Source organism: Ruminiclostridium papyrosolvens DSM 2782, assembly GCF_029318685.1.
In the GTDB taxonomy this organism is placed as follows: Bacteria; Bacillota; Clostridia; order Acetivibrionales; family DSM-1351; genus Ruminiclostridium; species Ruminiclostridium papyrosolvens.
Genome location: NZ_CP119677.1, coordinates 2,732,982 through 2,750,901 on the forward strand (window position 1 = coordinate 2,732,982; position 17,920 = coordinate 2,750,901).

Consider the following 17,920-nt stretch of genomic DNA (forward strand, 5'->3'; position numbering starts at 1 on the left):
CTATCCAATCTTCTCTAAACAAATAAAAATAGGCGGACAGTTTATCTGATTAACAAATTCAGTTTGCATTACACTGAATTTCTTACAATCAATTGTTTTAATATAATTAATAACTTCGTTCTTTTCATCAAAACCGCTGTCCCCTCCATAGTATACGACTATACTTATTATACCGTGAGGAACTACCAGCTCCATGGCGCTTTTTACAGCCTCAATAGTAGTTCCTCCCCTGGTACCAACGTTATGATCTCCTCCCGGAAGATAACCCAGATTAAACATTGCAGCTTTGATAGGCTTATTTACATGCTTCATCATATTTTGATGACCGTCATGAATTAGATTAACCCTGCTTAAAAGGTTTTCTGATTCCAATCTGTTTTTTGTGGTATTTAAGGCTGATTCCTGAATATCAAAGGAATAAACCTGTCCGCCCGTGCCCACAAGTCTGGCCAAAAATACCGTATCATGACCGTTACCGGCAGTTGCATCAACAACCGTGTCACCATTACAAACCACACGGGAAACTATTTCATGAGATTGGTATAATGAATTTTTCAAAACACACATTTAAAAACTCTCCTTTTAATTAACTTTACGTATCGTACATATATAATAATAAAGGTTTTTATGCTATAATTTAAACACACATTTCAAAATTTGAATTAAGGAGATTTAATTATGGACCAATATAATGAATCAGATATTGCATTACAGGATGCTCCCCCATCACCGTCAATTAACAACGCAGCATCAAACAACATTGCCCCTCAGCCACCACCGCCTCAAACAGACTACAGGTATCAGCAACAACATATACCTCAAACCGGTATTTATGATTCCGTCATCAACAGTCTGTCAGGATGGATGAAGTTTTTGGGAATATACACCATTGTAATCGGTGCCATAACCTGTATAGGTATTATATCTGCCGCAATTGGTATTCCTCTTATATTTGCAGGTATTTCCCTTACAAATGCATCTAAGGCAATCAAGGAATATGCCGATTTTAATAATCCAAACATACTGTATAATTTATTTTTATTTCTTAAAAAGTACTTTAAAATCCAAGGTATTATGGTAATCGTATCTCTTGCGCTTACCTTTTTGTATATAGTTATTATATTGGTTGTTTTTGCCTTTGGTGCTTACAATTATATGTACAATTATTAATATAGAATTTTAACTTCATTGTCAGAAAGATGTCTCCACTTTCCCTCGGGAAGGTTTTCCAGAGCTATAGGCCCAATCTGAATTCTTTTTAATGTCAGAACTTTGTGGCCTATGGCTTCGCACATCTTTCTTACCTGTCTGTTTTTACCTTCATGTATAGTAATTCTGACAAGCGTATTAATTCCTTTCTTATTTAAAACCTCAAATTCTGCCGGAGATGTTTGATAATCATCTATTTTCAATCCGGTCTCAAACCTTGTAATTTCATTTTTATCAGGAAAACCCGAAATGACAGCTTCATAAACCTTATTTACCTCATGCTTCGGATGTGTTAAGCGGTAAGTGAAATCACCGTCATTTGTAAGAAGAATAAGGCCTGATGTATCATAGTCAAGCCTGCCAACCGGATACAACCGCTTTCCTGCATCCTTTACCAGGTCAATCACCGCAGGTCTTCCGAACTGGTCTTTGCTAGTGGAGACATAACCCACAGGCTTGTTCAGCATTATATATACTTTAGCCTCTTCTGTTGTAACAGGCTTACCGTCTACAGTTACTACATCATTACAGGTTACGGTAGCCCCCATGTTTTCTATGATAACGTTATTTACGGCTACTCTGCCCTGTTTAATCATTTCTTCTGCTTTTCTTCTGGAAGCAACCCCGGCATGTGCCAAATATTTCTGTAATCTGATTTCAGACATTCATATTTATCCTTATATAAATTTTAGTATACCTTTTATTCTATATTTGATTTTTAATTGAGTCAACATTATCAGCGCTTACAGACATTGTAATATTACGTTAAGTAAAACAACAACTTACAGCAAAGTTGCTTTGTACTTTGCCAGTTGTTGTTTTGCTGTAACGTTAAGAAAAAGGTTTGGGAAATCGTTTATTCCTTACATTTTTCGTTCTCTTCTTTTTTATTTTTACCGTGTTCTTCTTTTGGTTTTGACATCTTTTCATTAAGCATTTGACTTGCTTTCTGAACCAATTCAGGAACCATGTCCAGAATTTTGTCAACAGATGAATTTACATTTACAGGTAGTAACTTAACCTGATTCTGTCCGCAAACCATAAATGCTACAGGGTTTATGGAAACACCTGCTCCACTGCCTCCGGCAAACGGGAATTTTCCGCTGTCTTGTTCTTCCTGAGAATTATCAGAGGATGATTCCCCTCCATAATCCCCACCTCCTGCTGCAAACCCAAAACTAACCTTGGAAATAGGTATAATTACTGTTCCGTCAGGTGCTTGAACTGCATCTCCAACTATTGTATTAACATCAACCATTTCCTTGATACTTTGCATTGCTGTAGTCATTAGACCTTCTATTGGATGACTTGACACCAGCACCACCGCCCTTTCTATTTTTTAAGTACAGTATGGCAATTACTTTAGCTACAGTAATAATATTTACAATTTTTAGGCTAAATATGCAGTCCAAGTTTACTTTAATATATTTTCCATTAAAATCTGCCTCAACTTTAATTTCTTTATTTTTAACCTCATATTTAGTAAAAATCAGATTTTCTACCATACCTATGGCGCTCCATAAAAAGCCATATAAAATAGCTGTGATAAAAGCATCTCCGCATCCTTCCTTAACATGAAGCTTAAAGTCTTTTATTATTAAAGATCTTCTGAAAAGTCGTCTTAATATCTGCAAGCTTCTTCTTAATTCTTTCAAGTCTCTCTTGCCATTTACTGTTTTTCTCTTAGGCTTTTTATTCTTTTTGGGAATAGGATATATCATTAAATTTTTAACAACTTTATTTCTAAATGAGTATATTGTAATAAAAACTGAACAGTCCTTGTTTTGCACTTTCGCTGTAAAACCCAGTGTCAGTCTGATATTCAAAATTATAGTCACTAGAATGCAAACTAATATAGTAACAATAAAAAAAATAACCAAGGATATCACCTCTTGGTTATTTTTGACATGTTTTATAAATTTAAATCACTTAATATTCTCATCTTGTACTTCATCCACAAGTTCCTGAAGATTGAGTTCACTTAAATCATCAATGTCCAGCAATGGTAAATCTCTAAGGGATTTAAAACCAAAGCATCTCAAAAACTCATCTGTGGTTTCGTACAATCTGGGTCTCCCCGGTACATCCAGTTTTCCTGCTTCTTTGACCAGATTTCTTTCCAGAAGTCTTGTTACTGCGCTATCGGAATTAACTCCCCTGATTTGCTCAATCTTGGCTTTTGTTATCGGCTGATTATATGCGATTATGGCAAGTACTTCATAGGCCGCCTGTGAAAGTGCCTGTTTCTGCCTAATTTGATAGAGTTTAGCTACATAATCAAAATATTCGGGTTTTGAACACATCTGATACTTCTCATTTATTTCTCTTATAATAATTCCCCTGTTTGAACTGTTATAGGAATCCATCATATTTTTAATTATGCTTCTGGCAGTTTTTTTATCCAACTCCAGTATTTCGCATATTTTATCCAGTGGTAAAGGATCGCCGTAGGAAAAAATAAGGCTTTCAATTACGCACTCAATAGTACTGATTTCCATTTTAGACCTCCATTTTACAACCGAATCTAGAATTCACTAATGTTTTCATCTATATCATCATATAATTCATAATCTTCTTTTTCATTCTCGGTATTGCCGATTACATGAATGTCTGAAAATTGCTTATTCTGAACAATCTTGACCTTTCTCATCTTGGCCAGTTCTAAAATTGCCATAAAGCCTGTTACAACCTCTGTTTTAGACTTGGTTTTCAAGGAAAAAAGCTCTGAAAACTTAAAGGAAACCTTATGAATCAACTGTTTTACTACCTCTCTCATTTTGCTGCGAAGAGAAACCTTTTCATGCTCAACAAGTTTTGTAATATTTTTTGCACCCAGATTTATTTTTTTCTTGTTTCTGTCCAATATTGCAATATACTGCTGCCGCAACACCTGAGGGTCTATTTCCATGATTTCCTCTCTTACAGGTAAATCAAGTGCTTCCGGAAGTCTGAAAGAAACTCTGTCCCATTTCTTTTCCATCTCTTTTAAATCCTGTGTAAATTCCTTATATCTTTTATATTCAACCAAACGTCTGACCAGTTCTTCCCTTGGGTCTATTTCTTCTTGCTTTTCTTCCTTTTTGCTTGGGAGAAGGGTTTTTGACTTTATATGCAGCAGAGTTGCAGCCATTATCAGAAATTCGCTTGCTACTTCAAGGTCGAGTTGCTGCATGGCATATAAATAATCAAGATATTGGTCTGTAATAGAACTTATGGGTATATCATAAATATCTACCTGATTCTTTTCAAATAAATGAAATAATAAATCAAAGGGACCTTCAAAATTATCAAGTTTTAAAGTACAGGCGTTTGTAAGGGAGCTTTCCATCAACTACCACCTTAATTATTTATGTAATATCGTTACTTCAACCTTTTAATATTATCATATATGGGGCAATAATTACAATATTATTGCGATGGTAGACATATCACAAAAGTTCTAGTAAAATTTATACAGCGACATCAAAGATATACCAATAACGTCGGCCTTTTAGAAATGGAGGAAATATGCTTTTTTCACGTGGAGATATAATTTATACGTTAATGATATTACCGGGAATACTTTTGGGGTTTGTGCTGCATGAATTTGCTCACGCAATTACCGCTGACAAGCTTGGTGATCCTACTCCCAGAAATCAGGGAAGAATTACTCTTGACCCCAGAGCTCATATAGATATTATAGGCTTTATAATGATTCTTCTTGTGGGCTTTGGTTGGGCAAAACCTGTTATGACCAATCCACGACATTACAAAAAGCCCAGAAGGGATGATATTCTCGTTTCCCTGGCAGGGCCTTTTATGAACTTGCTGGTAGCAGCGGGATTTTTATTAATTTTAAAGCTGATAGCAGTAACGGGTTTTCTTTCAAATAATTCGGTTGTTCTTGGTAATGTTGCGGATCTTTTGAGTTATTCAGCTCAAATAAATGTTGTTTTGTTTGTGCTGAACCTGCTTCCAATACCGTTTTTTGACGGCTACCATGTTATTGCAAACATATTTAATACCTGGAAGTACCGTTTCTTTACCGTACTGGAGCAATATAGCACGATCATTTTCATACTTCTGGTAATCAGCAGAGTTTTTGATAAGATAATTGGAATTCCTGCATCATACATTTTTATTTCACTTTATAAGTTGATTATTTTATAACAGTGGGAGAGCCTTTATGCTCTCCCCAGACTGAACCACCTTACAAAGAGTTTTGATAAAATTCTGCCGTAAGATACTTTTTCTATTCTTTCACTTGCAATAAGGTCAAATCTTCCTGCTTCTTTTCCGTCTATTTTATATATTACTTCCCCAACCTTTTGATTTATTTCAACCGGTGCAGAAAGCCCGGGAACGAGAGCTACTTCCTTTTCTACTTTACCCTTTTGACCTTTTGAAACCATTATACTGGTATCACTGCCATATACTGCACTAACACTCAGCTTGTTTCCCTTTTTTACGGGTATATTGCCTACAACATTCCCTCTTTTATCAAGATTTATTACTTCATAGTTTGCAAAGCCGTAATCCAGAAGTTTTCTTGACTCTGCAAACCTAGTATTAGAATCCGGCTCACCAAGTACAACTGAGACCAGTCTTAAATTGTTTCTGCGAGTAGTAGCTGATAAGTTAAAGCCTGCTTTGCTTGTAAATCCCGTTTTAAGTCCGTCGCAATTTGCGTAAAATTTCACCAGCTTATTTGTATTATACAGGTCAAATGTTCCATTTCTGAAGGTGTCATGCCATTTCCCGGTAAATTGAAGAACTTTCGGGTGCTTCATAACCAGTTCCCTTGACATTAAAGCCACATCATGTGCAGAACTGTAACCGTCATCATTCAAGCCCGTACAATCCATAAATTTTGTATCTTTCATTCCCAACGCCTGAGCCTTATTATTCATATCAGTTACAAATGTTTCCTCGCTTCCGCTGACCTTTTCAGCCAGAGCTACAGCCACATCGTTGGAAGAGTGTATTGCCAAAGCGTTCATCATTTCAGTAACGGTAAATTCCTCACCCGGCTCCATATAAGCTTGAGAACCGCCCATACCAGCCGAATATTCCGATACGCTTACTTTATCATCAAAAGTAAATCTGCCTGAATCAATAGCCTCCATTATCAGAAGCATTGTCATAACTTTTGTTACACTTGCAATTGCGAGCCTCTCATGACTGTTCTTTTCAGAAAGAACTTTTCCTGAAGCCGCATCCATCAGTACAGCTGACTTTGCCCTTAAATCAAGAACATTCGTCTTGGTTTCCAATTTTGTTACTGTTATATCGTCATATTTTGCAGATGCCTCAACAGCAGCTTCATTTGTATCCGCTAATACCGCAGCCGGTAGCATGGTTAGAACTATGGCTATAATCAAAGAAAAAGCTAAAACAGAGTTTCTTTTCACTTAGGTCCCTCCAGTTAACTATTCGTTATTTAAAATACAATTCGTCCTAGTTAATTGTTATGCGGGACAATATTAGGATATTCTAGTAAAAATTAATTTTTTATGTTTCCTTCACTGTCGATATACGCCAGAATCAGCGGTTTTTTATCGTGAGGCTCCTCACTTATTACAATTGCTTCATTTAAAAGGGAAACAGCCTGTGAAAGCGCCTCTTCCCTGTTTGTATACAAAACAGCTATACAATCTCCGGTTTCAACTCTGTCGCCGGTTTTTTTATTTAACATAATACCTGCACTGTAGTCGATTTTACTATCCTTAGTCTCTCTTCCGGCCCCAAGAACCAGTGAGGCCATTCCAATTTTATCGGTTTTCATAGAATGTATATAACCCGGCTTCTCACAAATATAGCTCATCTTGTAAACAGGCTGAGGGAACAAGGCATAATTACTTATAACTTCTTTGTTTCCTCCCTGATTTTCAATCAACTCAGCAAATTTTGACAAAGCCCTTCCGCTTAAAACCGCATCGGCAACTTTTTTCCTGCACTCTTCAAGATTTCCTATTCCGCTAAGTTCAAGCATTCTGGCAGCAAGTTCAAAGGAAACATCTCTCAAATCTAAAGGCCCATTGTTTTTCAAGGTGTCAATTGCCTCAATTATTTCAAGTGAATTTCCTACTGCGCAGCCTAGTGGTATATCCATATCGGTAACTACAGCGACTGTTTTTCTGCCTGTATTATGGCCTATCTTTACCATGGCCTTTGCAAGCTTTACAGAATCCTTAAAGGTTTTCATAAATGCTCCGCTTCCCGTTTTTACATCCAACACTATTCTGTCAGCACCGGAAGCGAGCTTCTTGCTCATAATACTGCTGGCAATAAGGGATATATTGTTTACTGTTGCAGTTACATCTCTCAATGCGTATATTTTTTTGTCAGCAGGAGCCAGATTGCCTGTTTGTCCGGCTATTGATATGCCGATACTTTTTACATTATCAATAAACTGGTCCGTTGAAAGGCTTGTCTTAAATCCGGGTATTGACTCAAGCTTGTCTATTGTTCCCCCTGTATGTCCAAGCCCTCTTCCGGACATTTTTGCAACCGGTATTCCACAGGCAGCTACAATAGGCGCAAGGATAAGGGTAGTCTTGTCACCTACGCCTCCCGTGCTGTGTTTATCAACTTTTATGCCGGGTATTGAAGAAAGATTTATTCTATCACCTGAATTTGCCATTACATTTGTCAAATCTGCCGTTTCTCTTTCATTCATACCCCTTAAAAAAATAGCCATTAAAAGCGCTGCCGCCTGATAGTCAGGAACATTATTATTGCAATATTCCGTAATAAAAAATTCAATTTCATCCAAGTTCAGTTCTAACCCGTCTCGCTTTTTCTCAATTATTTCGTACATTCTCATGACATAACCTCCATTGGACTTTCTTTGGTTCAAATTAATCCTATATGTAGCATTTTATCATAAAAAAAGGACAGCTCACTATAAATGAGTGTCCCTTTGTACAACAAAATTATGCTCTGGGATGAGTCTTTTTGTAAACATCTTTAATTTTGTTTTTAGCAATCTGTGCATATATCTGGGTAGAAGAAATATCTGAATGACCAAGCATTTCCTGTATCGACCTTAAATCTGCACCATTTTCAAGTAAATGTGCTGCAAAGGAATGTCTTAAGGTATGCGGTGTTATGTCTTTATTTATTTTAGCTTGGTTCTTATAATGTTTAATAATTTTCCAGAACCCTTGTCTTGTAAGACGTTTACCGTTTACATTTACAAAAAGTGCTGTTTCCTGACTGTCCTGAATCAAAAAGTTACGGGATTTATCAAGATACTCATGTACTGCAGCCATTGATATGGAGCCGATAGGAATTGTACGTTCACGTGTTCCTTTATTGCACCTTATAAACCCTAGTTCAAAATTAATATCGTCTAAGTTCAGTGAAATAAGTTCTGAAACACGAATACCTGTTGCGTATAATAATTCAAGCATCGCCTTGTCACGAATTCCTTTAAGATCAAGGCATTTAGGCTGTTCAAGGAGTAACTCAACCTCTTGTGTTGATAGTATCTGTGGAAGCTTTTTCTCTACTTTAGGTGATTCCAACTCGGAGGTAGGGTCATTGTCTATTACTTTATCCTTATAGAGGAATTGATAAAAGGACCTTATTGACGCAAGGTTCCTTGATATGGTAGATGTAGCTCTACCCTTTTTCTGTAGATGTAACAAGTAGGCAATTACAGTTGTCTTATTAGTATTTGCGATGTTGGTTACGTTAATCTCTTTTAAGTATGTTATGTATTGTTCTATGTCCCGTTTATAGGACTGAAGCGTATTGAGCGATAATCGCTTATCCCTCTCTAGAAAATTAATAAACTTTTCAACATTAGCTTCCATCAAACAACGACTCCTTTATTATCTATTTATCCATTTTATGTAAATGGATAATTATACGAAACCATTTAATAATTTGGAATGGTTTTCTAATAATATTCTAATACAAATTATGTAATTTTGAAAGGATTATTTAGGATTTTTATCAATTTTTAACAAATTTTCTAACTGTAATTATACAAATGTTAATAATCTCAAAGTAAAGGGAGCTATAATAGCATCCATAATTGTCATAAACAGTATAAATAAGGAAAAGAAAACAGTAACAAAACAGTATGGTAAAAATTTTGATTTTAACGTGTCTTCTTTTTTAACAGGCTTTTTTATCCAGTTTTTGAAAATTCCTTTTGTTAATCTTATCCCATTTACTCCAAGGGCGATAATAAAAGGAATTGTCAGGATTTCTTTAGGGAGAAAGCAGAAAACCGAAACCAATATCCCTTTTTCTCCCAGAACCCCCATTACTATTCCCGAACTAAATCCTGTACTAAACCCTTTCATTCCTAAAGTCAGATAATAAACAGGTAAACCTATTACTGTAATGCCTAAAAGCCAAAAAAGTATTATGATTCTCAGACTGTCCAGTACAGAAACCTTTAGTAAAGATACTCCATTAACATTATCACTGTTTAATAACTTTAAAAAGTCATTGAAAAACGTAGTCATTTCAGTTTTCTGGTGGTAGTCCAGTTCATTAACAGCCAGCGCACCGGCCACTATTCCGATTATATAAAAAATGAACAAACTAAGGTATGTGTATTTATTATCTCTTATGTGTTCCTTTACTACATTCGCTGTTTTGTGAATCACAATCTTATCCCCCGGCGTCTAATTGATTAACCCTTGTTACTTATTAAATATATATGCCGGATAAACATAAGATATTACTATAATTTAATAACTTTTTACATTACTTTTTACTTAATATTTTTTCAGCCATCATAACACCTATAATAGTCTTTGCATCTGTTATTTCGTGATTGAGAATCATGTCAACCAATTTTGAAACATGAATTTTTTCTACGTCCAGAAATTCGTCTTCATCAGTACAGGAATCTCCCTGAGTAAGCTCAGTTGCTGCATACATATGAATAACCTCATTACAGAAACCCGGCGTTGTATGTATGCTTACTAAATGCTCTATCTTTCCTGCCCTCAGACCTGTCTCCTCCATTAACTCCCTTTCAGCGCATACTTTTGGGTCTTCGCCTGAGAAATCAAGTTTACCTGCAGGCAACTCAAGGGTTGTCATGTCAAGAGGTTTTCTGAATTGCTTAACCATATACAATTCACCTTTTTCATTTATCGGAACAACCACTGATGCTCCCGGGTGTAATACTATATCTCTTGTAGCTTCTTTTCCGTTTGGAAGACTTACAGTTAAATTTTGTACCTTAATTATGTTTCCCTTATAGATATCCTCGGTTTTAAGTGTCTTTTCATTATAATCCATATTTCAAACCCTCCTAGCAATTTTTCTTAATTTCGTCTGTTGCAAGCTTGTCACATCTGTTATTATATACATTATCTGCATGTCCCTTAACCTTTATCCATTTTATTTCATGAATATCAGCAAGCCTAACAAGCTCTTTCCATAGTTCTATATTTTTTACTTCTTCATTTTTATTACGCTTCCATCCATTTTTTATCCATTTATCAAGCCAGCCCTGTAAAAAGGCATTTACCAGGTAAGCACTGTCACTGTATAAATTTACCTTACATGGTTCCTTTAGCCTTTTCAAAGCTTCAAATGCAGCTGTCAGCTCCATTTTATTATTTGTGGTACTCTTTTCAAATCCGGATATTTCAACTTTATGCTCACCATACATGAGCACCGCTCCCCAACCGCCTGCACCGGGATTCCCGGAACAGGCTCCATCGGTATATATTTCTACCTGCTTCATTACGCCTCCTGATAGTCAGATAATTCTTTATCCGTAGATTTTACCAAGCTCTCTTGCTTTTTTTGTACACTCGTTCATTGCTTCCATTACAGAATTTCTGAACCCTAGCTTCTCCAAAGCAGCTACAGCTTCAATCGTAGTACCTGCAGGTGAGCAAACCTGATCTTTCAATTCTCCCGGATGTTTACCTGTCTGTGCTACCATTTTTGCACTTCCTGACACTGCCTGAGAAGCAAGTCTGTACGCAGTCTGCCTTGGGATACCCGATAAAACAGCCGCATCTGCCATTGCTTCTATTAACATAAAAATATATGCAGGACTGCTGCCTGTTAGTGCTACGACTTCATTCATAAGCTTTTCTTCCATGCATTCTACTTTTCCAAGAGAGCTAAGCAAATTCATAGCTTCTTTTACTTCACTATCCTGAACACAAGAATCAAAGCTTATAAGGGTCATTCCTTCGCCAATTACTGCGGGAGTATTTGGCATAGCCCTGATTACTTTTTTGTCTTGACCAAGTGCGCTTTTGTAGGTTTTAAGAGGAATACCGGCTGCTATACTTATAAAAAGCTTTTCACCGGAAAATACATCCTTTATATCCTCTAAAACTGTCTTTACGACGTTTGGCTTAACTGCAAGAAATACAAAATCGCATTTCTCTACAATTTCACGTGAATTTCCTTCTGCATTTACTCCTAAATCGCCGCATAATACTTCAAGCTTTGCCTTGTCCAAATCAAAAACATGAATATTTGAAGGGTTGACAATCTGTGCCCCTATTATTCCTTTTATCATTGCTGTTCCCATCATTCCTGTGCCTATAAATCCTATTTTCTTCATAAAGATTCCTCCGTTCTATAATTTTCCTTTTCGTCAATACTACTATTATAACTTATAAACAGAATTTGAAAAGTAAATCTGAAATTTCGTTAAAATGGCACAGTACCATTTGTACTGTGCCATAACAAATTACAACGAATATTTTATTGGTTTCTCATATCGATAACGCGCTTTGCCTTTCCTGTTGTTCTTTCAATAGACTTTGGTTCTACAAGCTTAACCTTTGCATCTATCTGGAGAACAACTTTTAATTCATGACGAATCTTTTTCTCAAGTTTTTCTAACTCGCTGAACTTTTCAAGGAGTTTTCCGTCAATAAGCTCAACATGTACTTCAATTGCGTCCATATATCCGTTTTTAGTTACTATTATCTGATAATGAGGCCCGATTCCTTCCATACCCACAAGTACACTCTCAATTTGAGAAGGAAAAACATTAACCCCCCTGATTATCAGCATATCATCAGTTCTTCCGAGAACCTTGTTCATTCTGACGCTGGTTCTTCCACACTCACACTTTTCCGGGTTCAATATGGTAATATCTTTTGTTCTGTAGCGAAGCATCGGGATACCCTCTTTTGTAAGAGTAGTAAGTATAAGTTCCCCTTTATTGCCGTACTCAAGAGCTTCTCCAGTTTCCGAATTAACTATTTCAGGATAAAAATGGTCTTCGTTAATATGCATTCCGCACTGGCAGTAACACTCTCCTGCAACACCGGGGCCTTGTATCTCGCTTAGTCCATAATTTTCTGTAGCCTTTATACCCCATCTTCTTTCTATTTCAGCTCTCATTTCAGGAGTATGTCCTTCTCCTCCGAACAAACCCAGCTTTAGTTTAAGCTTACTCTTATCAAGACCCATTTCATCAGCAATTTCTGCTAAATAGAGTGCATAAGATGGTGTTCCTACAAGAATGGTAGTGCCAAAATCCTGCATAAGCATTAACTGTCTTTCCGAATGTCCACTGGAAGAAGGCACAACAGTAATTCCAACCTTCTCAAGACCTTGATGTAGTCCGAAACCACCTGTAAAAAGACCATATCCGAATACAACCTGAGCTATATCCTCTTCTCTTCCCCCTGCTGCGATAACAAGTCTTGCTATGTTTTCAGACCAGTTTTCCATATCGTTTTTTGTATAGCCCACAACAATGGGTTTACCTGTTGTACCGGAAGATGCATGGAGCCTTACTATTTTCTTTAGAGGTACTGCAAAAAGACCGTAAGGATAATTATCCCTTAAATCATTTTTTGTTGTAAACGGTATTTTTTCTATATCTTTCAACGTTTGGATATGCTCAGGCCTCAGGCCTATTTCGTCAAATTTTCTCTTATACATTGGAACATTCTCATATGCAACTCTTACGATATTCTTTAAATGTTCCAACTGAAGCTCTTTCATAGAATTTCTAGACATACACTCAACCTGAGTATTCCAAATCATTTTTATTTCCCCCTAGTTATCTTATAATTTTAATCCTATTTTAAGTAACATCATTGCATACACAGATGTTATCAATGTCAAAATTAATGCGAAAACAAATGCTATCCTGATTACTTTGTTTTCTTCACCGAGCTTGTCTATTGACGCAGCCGCATTCTGAAGCTTTGCCGGAGAAATTACACTTGCAAGGCCTCCTCCAAAAGCAAGGGCAGCAGTAACAATTATTAGCCCGTCAAGTCCCAGATTCAGCTTATTAGCCGTTTGCATTGTATAGTTTGCAAACATGGCAATGGTTGAGGCTTCACTACCCGTTACAAAACCTCCGAATAAACCGATAAATCCGGTTATAAAACCATAAGCCCCACTGAAGGCATCTGCTGATGTACTTGCCAGAACTTTTATCATACTTTCGGTTTGATATGCCATGGTATCAAGACTCCAACCCGAATAATTCATTACCTCTCCTATTGCAAAAAATATTGCAGCTGAGAACACAGGTCTTGGTGCTCTTTTTAGCCATACTCTTACAGATTCTTTTAACTGAGCTTTTTTAGGCTTTATTACAAGCATTGAGACAACTACTGCAACTGCAATCCATGTATATGCATTCCATAGTGCTCTTGTTGCTATAGGTCTTCCATCAACAGTTATTCCCTTTATAGGCAATGCCAGATTGTATAAGTAGTCATAAATCGGTTTTGGAAGATTCAAAGCAAGTATAAAGCCTATAAGTATAATCCATGGGCTCAATGCCTTCCAAAGGGGATATTTCTTTTCATATTCTCTTTCTTCATCGGTCAAGATACTCTTATCAATTACTTTTTTACCGGTAAGCTTGAGGTATATGGCCATTGCAACTATAACCGCAAGACCGCTTAAAACTCCCGTCAAGGTAACCAGATTATCAACTTTGTTTGTGAAAAAGGCTACAAGTGCTATAACCCCACCTGTTACAATACAGGGTAGAAAACCTTTCTTTACGCCCTTCCATTTGTCAACGATATACAACATACAGAAACCTATTAAAGTTGACACCAAAGGTAAAAACAAGAAAAATACTCTTCCTGCCTGTGAAGGTGTTATTTCATGTCCTTGTCCTAAAAAATTGTTTGCAAAATCCAGAAATGCTACAAGAGGAGCGCCAAGCAGTGAGTATGTACACAGTGAATCATATCCTATAGACGGCAACGCAATTGACACATATGTAGAATAGCCCATTGCCAGTAGTATAGGAGGAAGTATGGATACAGGTGTAGCACCCACAGATACCATTAATGTACCGAATCCTATATTAATCATCATAATCTGAACTGCTTTATTATGACTTGCTATTGTCTTTATGAATATTATTATTCTTTTGAGAGCACCGGTTTTTTCCATATAAGCCATCATAAATAATGATGTCAATACTATCATTGAAACCGGAAATGAACGAATGAAACCTGAAACTGTTGACCGGAAAATAACCGGCAAGGATGTTTTAAAGAATAGAAACGCTACAACTGATACGCAAAGCCAGCCTACAATACCACTGACGTCAGCTGACTTCTTAAAAATTACAAGCATACATACTATTACCAAAATTGGTAATAGTGTCAAAAATAGTGACCCTACCATTCTACCGTCCTCCACAAACTAGATTAATTTTATTTTAAACCCATTCTACAAAACTACTTATGCTAATACAATGGCTGTAATAATATTTTATTACAAACTTCTACAAAAATAAAGAATTATTTGGAGGATTCTTCCGAATTATAGTATTTAGTGAGTAACTGGTAGTAATTATATGTCTCCTCTGCATATTTTTCTTTTGTCTTAATGGGACCAATGTTTTTAGTTATTATTGACTGATTGTATTCAGCCAAAATCTTACATAGCTGCTCTTCCTTAAGATTATTAAGGTCTACATTTTTATCCCCCGTTATTTGAATTGCCCTTGCTTTAAGCTGAACAGCACAAAAATACACTGCCAGTTCGGGAGTCTGCAACATTTCCCTGATAAGTTTATCGGAATAATTTGCAATCAAAGAGCTTTTCCCGTGTACAACCTGTTCATTAAAGCGGACATTATCTATCCCAATCTGGCAAATACCTATTGATTTTCCTCCCAGAATTGGAACTCCGTCAAGAAGATCCTCCTGCCCCAGGAACATCATCTCTCTGAATAATACTGATGTTAAAAAGGCCTTAGGCATCTTTTGCGCTTTTGCAGTTTTATCAATTACAGGTTCCAGCTCTTTTAAGGCATTAAAAGTATACTCAAAATCATTTATGTAATAAAAACCAAGTCTTTTATGTCTGTATGAATCTGATTCAACCTGACTTTTTAACTTCTGAGTAATACTTTCAACTTCAGGTTTGTACATAAAATCACTGAATTTAAAATCTTCTCCCGAGCTTTTAACGTTCTGCTCTTGAAGGTACACGTATCCTTTGCTGTCACTGTCTATTAAGTTGTTAAGATTTTGTCTCCCATAAGTACTATCTGAATTATATGTAACGTTATCTCCGTTGGAGTTATCAGAGCCTCCCGTATAGCGATCCCCCTGTGATGTCCTTACACCGTACATAAACTTCATTTCTTTTTCTTTTATTTTCACATATGTCTTCGCTATGTTATCTTTTATATGTATATATCCGTTTGCATAATTAAGCAACGTAAAACTTGTCATTATCATAATTAAAGAAAAAGCAATTTTTTTCTTTAATCCAGCCCTTTTCATAATATTCCCCCCATGCACCGAGTCTTTCCGGCACAATTGTAAGTATTCAGCTTTTTGTCAATATCCCTATTTGTTATACATATTTATAAAAGAAATGTCAATTATTCTATTTTACCAAAAACAATTAAATTCAGTTAGTGTTATCCATTACCGCCTTTTAAATCACTTTATTTGCTAATATGTATGTTTTCCTAGCAGGTTTGTAAAATCCCTCAAAGTCTTCATTTTCTAAGGATTTCAGACACAAAAATAGACAAAAACACTGAAGTATCTACACCCGTTTTTGTCTATTTTTAATAATCTCATATATTAAATTACAATTTAGTAATTTTTATTTTAGGGCCTCAATAATGGATTTTTCAACCATTTTAAGTTTAGCTGCAACTTCGTCAATTTCCACATCCGATTTTTCCTGCTTTAAATCATTTTTAAGTATTTCTGATAATTCATCAAACTCTTCTTTTAAAGTTTCAAGCATTTCAACCACCGCAAGCCGTCTGAATCTCTTTCTGGCATTTGCACTTGGAACATGTTCGTAAATATTCCCCCCACTTATTACATAACTCTCTCCTCGTGATGGAACTATACACTGCAGACCAAGTTCATCTGTAATAGTTTGTGCAAATGAAGCAGCAACTCCCTGTTCTCCATGAACAACAAATATTTTCTTTGGCTTTCTTCCAATACTCCTAATCCAAGAAAGGAGTCCTTCCTTGTCAGCATGTCCGGAAAAGCCGTCAATACTTTCTATTCTTGCATTTACAGATATCTCTTCACCAAAAAGTTTTACAATCTTTGCCCCGTCCTGTATTTTACGTCCCAGAGTTCCTTCAGCCTGATATCCAACAAAAAGTATTGTTGATTCTTTACGCCAAAGATTATGTTTAAGATGATGCTTTACTCTTCCGGCATCGCACATGCCACTGGCTGATATGATTATCATGCTTTCGGCTTTTTCATTGAGTTTCCTTGATTCCTCAGGAGATTGTGTGAATTTAAGTGAAGGAAAGTCAAGGGGATTGTCTCCGTTGGCAATGTATGCCTTTGCTTCCTCATCAAAACAGTCAAGATTTTCCCTGAATATCTTGGTCGCTGAAGTTGCAAGGGGACTATCTACATATACGGGAACATTCAATATCTCATTTACCTTATCGCCGAAAACATCCATATGCTTGTTTAAATCATATATCAGTTCCTGGGTTCTTCCTACCGCAAAGGATGGTATAACTACATTCCCTCCTTTGGAGATGGTTTCCGATATTATACTTATAAATCTTTCAATTTTGTCAGTCTCTTTTTTTAGTGTATGCAACCTGTCTCCATATGTAGATTCAACTATAAGGTAATCCGTGTCCCCGATTATGCTGGGGTCTCTAAGTATGGGCATTCCCTTGTTTCCAAGATCACCGCTGAATACAACCTTAGTTTCCTGATTATTTTCCCTTATCCAAATTTCAAGTATTGCCGATCCAAGAATATGTCCTGCATCCTTAAATCTAACCCTCACATCATCAGAAACAGATATTACTTCATCATATGCCACTCCTTTAAAAAGACCGAGGCAATCAGTAGCCTCTTCCAACGTATATAACGGCTTAACAGGTGGTTCACCTGCCCTCTTCCTCTTTCGGTTGGTCCATTCATTTTCCATTTCCTGAATGTGTCCGCTGTCGGGAAGCATTATACCACAAAGCTGTACTGTAGGCTTAGTGGCATAAACAGTTCCTTTAAACCCGTCCGTATGAAGCTTTGGAATTCTCCCGCTGTGGTCAATATGAGCATGGGTCAGAAGCATGAAGTCCAAGTCACCGGGATTAAATGAAAATTCTTCTGTATTTAATAAAACTTCATTTGCCTTACCTTGAAACATTCCGCAATCAACCAGAAATTTTGTTTCCTTTGTTTCAACAAGATAACATGAGCCTGTAACGGTTTTTGCTGCTCCAAGAAATGAAATATTCATAACAGACCTCCATTCGACAAATAGGATTATATCTTTCTCT

Annotated in this window: 19 protein-coding genes; 2 read left to right on the forward strand and 17 right to left on the reverse strand. The window is 36.5% G+C overall.

All coding sequences use genetic code 11. The features are described 5' to 3' along the window. Window positions 1–567: a tRNA 5-(aminomethyl)-2-thiouridylate-methyltransferase MnmM gene (mnmM, locus tag P0092_RS12110; protein WP_004617949.1), complete on the reverse strand. Its 567-nt coding sequence runs from the start codon at window positions 565–567 to the stop codon at window positions 1–3. Between the two features lie 111 nt (window positions 568–678). On the opposite strand from mnmM, the gene P0092_RS12115 reads away from it, so the two are divergent. Beyond that, entirely contained in the window at window positions 679–1,170 is a 492-nt protein-coding gene (locus tag P0092_RS12115) for a DUF5362 domain-containing protein (RefSeq protein ID WP_004617947.1), read from the forward strand. Here the strand turns inward: P0092_RS12115 and P0092_RS12120 are convergent. The 5 genes from P0092_RS12120 to P0092_RS12140 all read right to left on the reverse strand — a co-directional run bounded on the left by P0092_RS12120 (window position 1,167) and on the right by P0092_RS12140 (window position 4,537). Next, entirely contained in the window at window positions 1,167–1,874 is a 708-nt protein-coding gene (locus tag P0092_RS12120; RefSeq protein ID WP_004617945.1) for a pseudouridine synthase, read from the reverse strand. The genes P0092_RS12115 and P0092_RS12120 overlap by 4 nt on opposite strands. A 191-nt stretch (window positions 1,875–2,065) precedes the next feature. Continuing rightward, a complete protein-coding gene (gene ytfJ / locus P0092_RS12125; RefSeq protein ID WP_004617943.1) occupies window positions 2,066–2,524 on the reverse strand; it encodes a GerW family sporulation protein in 459 nt (152 codons plus the stop codon). Next, window positions 2,460–3,089, reverse strand: coding sequence for a DUF2953 domain-containing protein (locus P0092_RS12130; protein WP_004617941.1), 630 nt, complete (start codon window positions 3,087–3,089; stop codon window positions 2,460–2,462). The genes ytfJ and P0092_RS12130 overlap by 65 nt, the downstream gene beginning before the upstream one ends. Window positions 3,090–3,134: 45 nt before the next feature. After that, on the reverse strand, window positions 3,135–3,707 hold the full coding sequence (gene scpB, locus P0092_RS12135) for an SMC-Scp complex subunit ScpB (protein WP_004617939.1): 573 nt from the start codon (window positions 3,705–3,707) through the stop codon (window positions 3,135–3,137). A 26-nt stretch (window positions 3,708–3,733) separates the two neighbouring features. Next, entirely contained in the window at window positions 3,734–4,537 is an 804-nt protein-coding gene (locus tag P0092_RS12140) for a segregation and condensation protein A (RefSeq protein WP_004617935.1), read from the reverse strand. A 179-nt stretch (window positions 4,538–4,716) separates the two neighbouring features. On the opposite strand from P0092_RS12140, the gene P0092_RS12145 reads away from it, so the two are divergent. Next, a complete protein-coding gene (locus P0092_RS12145) occupies window positions 4,717–5,358 on the forward strand; it encodes a site-2 protease family protein (RefSeq protein ID WP_004617933.1) in 642 nt (213 codons plus the stop codon). Window positions 5,359–5,372: 14 nt separating this feature from the next. Here P0092_RS12145 and P0092_RS12150 read toward each other — a convergent pair whose 3' ends face one another. The 11 genes from P0092_RS12150 to P0092_RS12200 form a co-directional block, all read right to left on the reverse strand. Further along, on the reverse strand, window positions 5,373–6,599 hold the full coding sequence (locus P0092_RS12150) for a D-alanyl-D-alanine carboxypeptidase family protein (RefSeq protein ID WP_004617932.1): 1,227 nt from the start codon (window positions 6,597–6,599) through the stop codon (window positions 5,373–5,375). A gap of 92 nt (window positions 6,600–6,691) precedes the next feature. Continuing rightward, window positions 6,692–8,014, reverse strand: coding sequence for a pyrimidine-nucleoside phosphorylase (locus tag P0092_RS12155; RefSeq protein ID WP_004617930.1), 1,323 nt, complete (start codon window positions 8,012–8,014; stop codon window positions 6,692–6,694). Window positions 8,015–8,123: 109 nt separating this feature from the next. Continuing rightward, a complete protein-coding gene (gene xerD / locus P0092_RS12160; protein ID WP_004617929.1) occupies window positions 8,124–9,008 on the reverse strand; it encodes a site-specific tyrosine recombinase XerD in 885 nt (294 codons plus the stop codon). Window positions 9,009–9,179: 171 nt separating this feature from the next. Further along, a complete protein-coding gene (spoIIM, locus tag P0092_RS12165) occupies window positions 9,180–9,815 on the reverse strand; it encodes a stage II sporulation protein M (RefSeq protein ID WP_004617928.1) in 636 nt (211 codons plus the stop codon). Window positions 9,816–9,915: 100 nt separating this feature from the next. After that, window positions 9,916–10,458: an NUDIX domain-containing protein gene (locus P0092_RS12170; RefSeq protein ID WP_004617927.1), complete on the reverse strand. Its 543-nt coding sequence runs from the start codon at window positions 10,456–10,458 to the stop codon at window positions 9,916–9,918. A gap of 13 nt (window positions 10,459–10,471) precedes the next feature. Next, entirely contained in the window at window positions 10,472–10,909 is a 438-nt protein-coding gene (rnhA, locus tag P0092_RS12175; RefSeq protein ID WP_004617926.1) for a ribonuclease HI, read from the reverse strand. Window positions 10,910–10,936: 27 nt separating this feature from the next. Continuing rightward, the gene (proC, locus tag P0092_RS12180; protein WP_004617925.1) at window positions 10,937–11,749 is read right to left on the reverse strand and encodes a pyrroline-5-carboxylate reductase; all 813 of its coding nucleotides are present in this window, start codon (window positions 11,747–11,749) and stop codon (window positions 10,937–10,939) included. Between the two features lie 143 nt (window positions 11,750–11,892). Beyond that, complete coding sequence (locus tag P0092_RS12185; protein ID WP_004617924.1) at window positions 11,893–13,191, reverse strand: phenylacetate--CoA ligase family protein; 1,299 nt, start codon at window positions 13,189–13,191, stop codon at window positions 11,893–11,895. A 21-nt stretch (window positions 13,192–13,212) separates the two neighbouring features. Next, a complete protein-coding gene (locus tag P0092_RS12190; protein WP_004617923.1) occupies window positions 13,213–14,808 on the reverse strand; it encodes an L-lactate permease in 1,596 nt (531 codons plus the stop codon). A 116-nt stretch (window positions 14,809–14,924) separates the two neighbouring features. Further along, window positions 14,925–15,917, reverse strand: coding sequence for a hypothetical protein (locus P0092_RS12195; RefSeq protein ID WP_004617922.1), 993 nt, complete (start codon window positions 15,915–15,917; stop codon window positions 14,925–14,927). Between the two features lie 331 nt (window positions 15,918–16,248). Then, on the reverse strand, window positions 16,249–17,880 hold the full coding sequence (locus P0092_RS12200) for an MBL fold metallo-hydrolase RNA specificity domain-containing protein (RefSeq protein WP_004617921.1): 1,632 nt from the start codon (window positions 17,878–17,880) through the stop codon (window positions 16,249–16,251). Window positions 17,881–17,920 lie beyond the last annotated feature (40 nt).

Excerpts from the sequence above, each read along its gene's own strand:
- mnmM (WP_004617949.1), bottom strand. The coding sequence starts at position 567 with ATGTGTGTTTTGAAAAATTCATTATACCAATCTCATGAAATAGTTTCC.
- P0092_RS12115 (WP_004617947.1), top strand. The coding sequence starts at position 679 with ATGGACCAATATAATGAATCAGATATTGCATTACAGGATGCTCCCCCA.
- P0092_RS12120 (WP_004617945.1), bottom strand. The coding sequence starts at position 1,874 with ATGTCTGAAATCAGATTACAGAAATATTTGGCACATGCCGGGGTTGCT.
- scpB (WP_004617939.1), bottom strand. The coding sequence starts at position 3,707 with ATGGAAATCAGTACTATTGAGTGCGTAATTGAAAGCCTTATTTTTTCC.
- P0092_RS12140 (WP_004617935.1), bottom strand. The coding sequence starts at position 4,537 with ATGGAAAGCTCCCTTACAAACGCCTGTACTTTAAAACTTGATAATTTT.
- P0092_RS12145 (WP_004617933.1), top strand. The coding sequence starts at position 4,717 with ATGCTTTTTTCACGTGGAGATATAATTTATACGTTAATGATATTACCG.
- P0092_RS12155 (WP_004617930.1), bottom strand. The coding sequence starts at position 8,014 with ATGAGAATGTACGAAATAATTGAGAAAAAGCGAGACGGGTTAGAACTG.
- xerD (WP_004617929.1), bottom strand. The coding sequence starts at position 9,008 with ATGGAAGCTAATGTTGAAAAGTTTATTAATTTTCTAGAGAGGGATAAG.
- P0092_RS12170 (WP_004617927.1), bottom strand. The coding sequence starts at position 10,458 with ATGGATTATAATGAAAAGACACTTAAAACCGAGGATATCTATAAGGGA.
- rnhA (WP_004617926.1), bottom strand. The coding sequence starts at position 10,909 with ATGAAGCAGGTAGAAATATATACCGATGGAGCCTGTTCCGGGAATCCC.
- proC (WP_004617925.1), bottom strand. The coding sequence starts at position 11,749 with ATGAAGAAAATAGGATTTATAGGCACAGGAATGATGGGAACAGCAATG.
- P0092_RS12185 (WP_004617924.1), bottom strand. The coding sequence starts at position 13,191 with ATGATTTGGAATACTCAGGTTGAGTGTATGTCTAGAAATTCTATGAAA.
- P0092_RS12190 (WP_004617923.1), bottom strand. The coding sequence starts at position 14,808 with ATGGTAGGGTCACTATTTTTGACACTATTACCAATTTTGGTAATAGTA.
- P0092_RS12195 (WP_004617922.1), bottom strand. The coding sequence starts at position 15,917 with ATGAAAAGGGCTGGATTAAAGAAAAAAATTGCTTTTTCTTTAATTATG.
- P0092_RS12200 (WP_004617921.1), bottom strand. The coding sequence starts at position 17,880 with ATGAATATTTCATTTCTTGGAGCAGCAAAAACCGTTACAGGCTCATGT.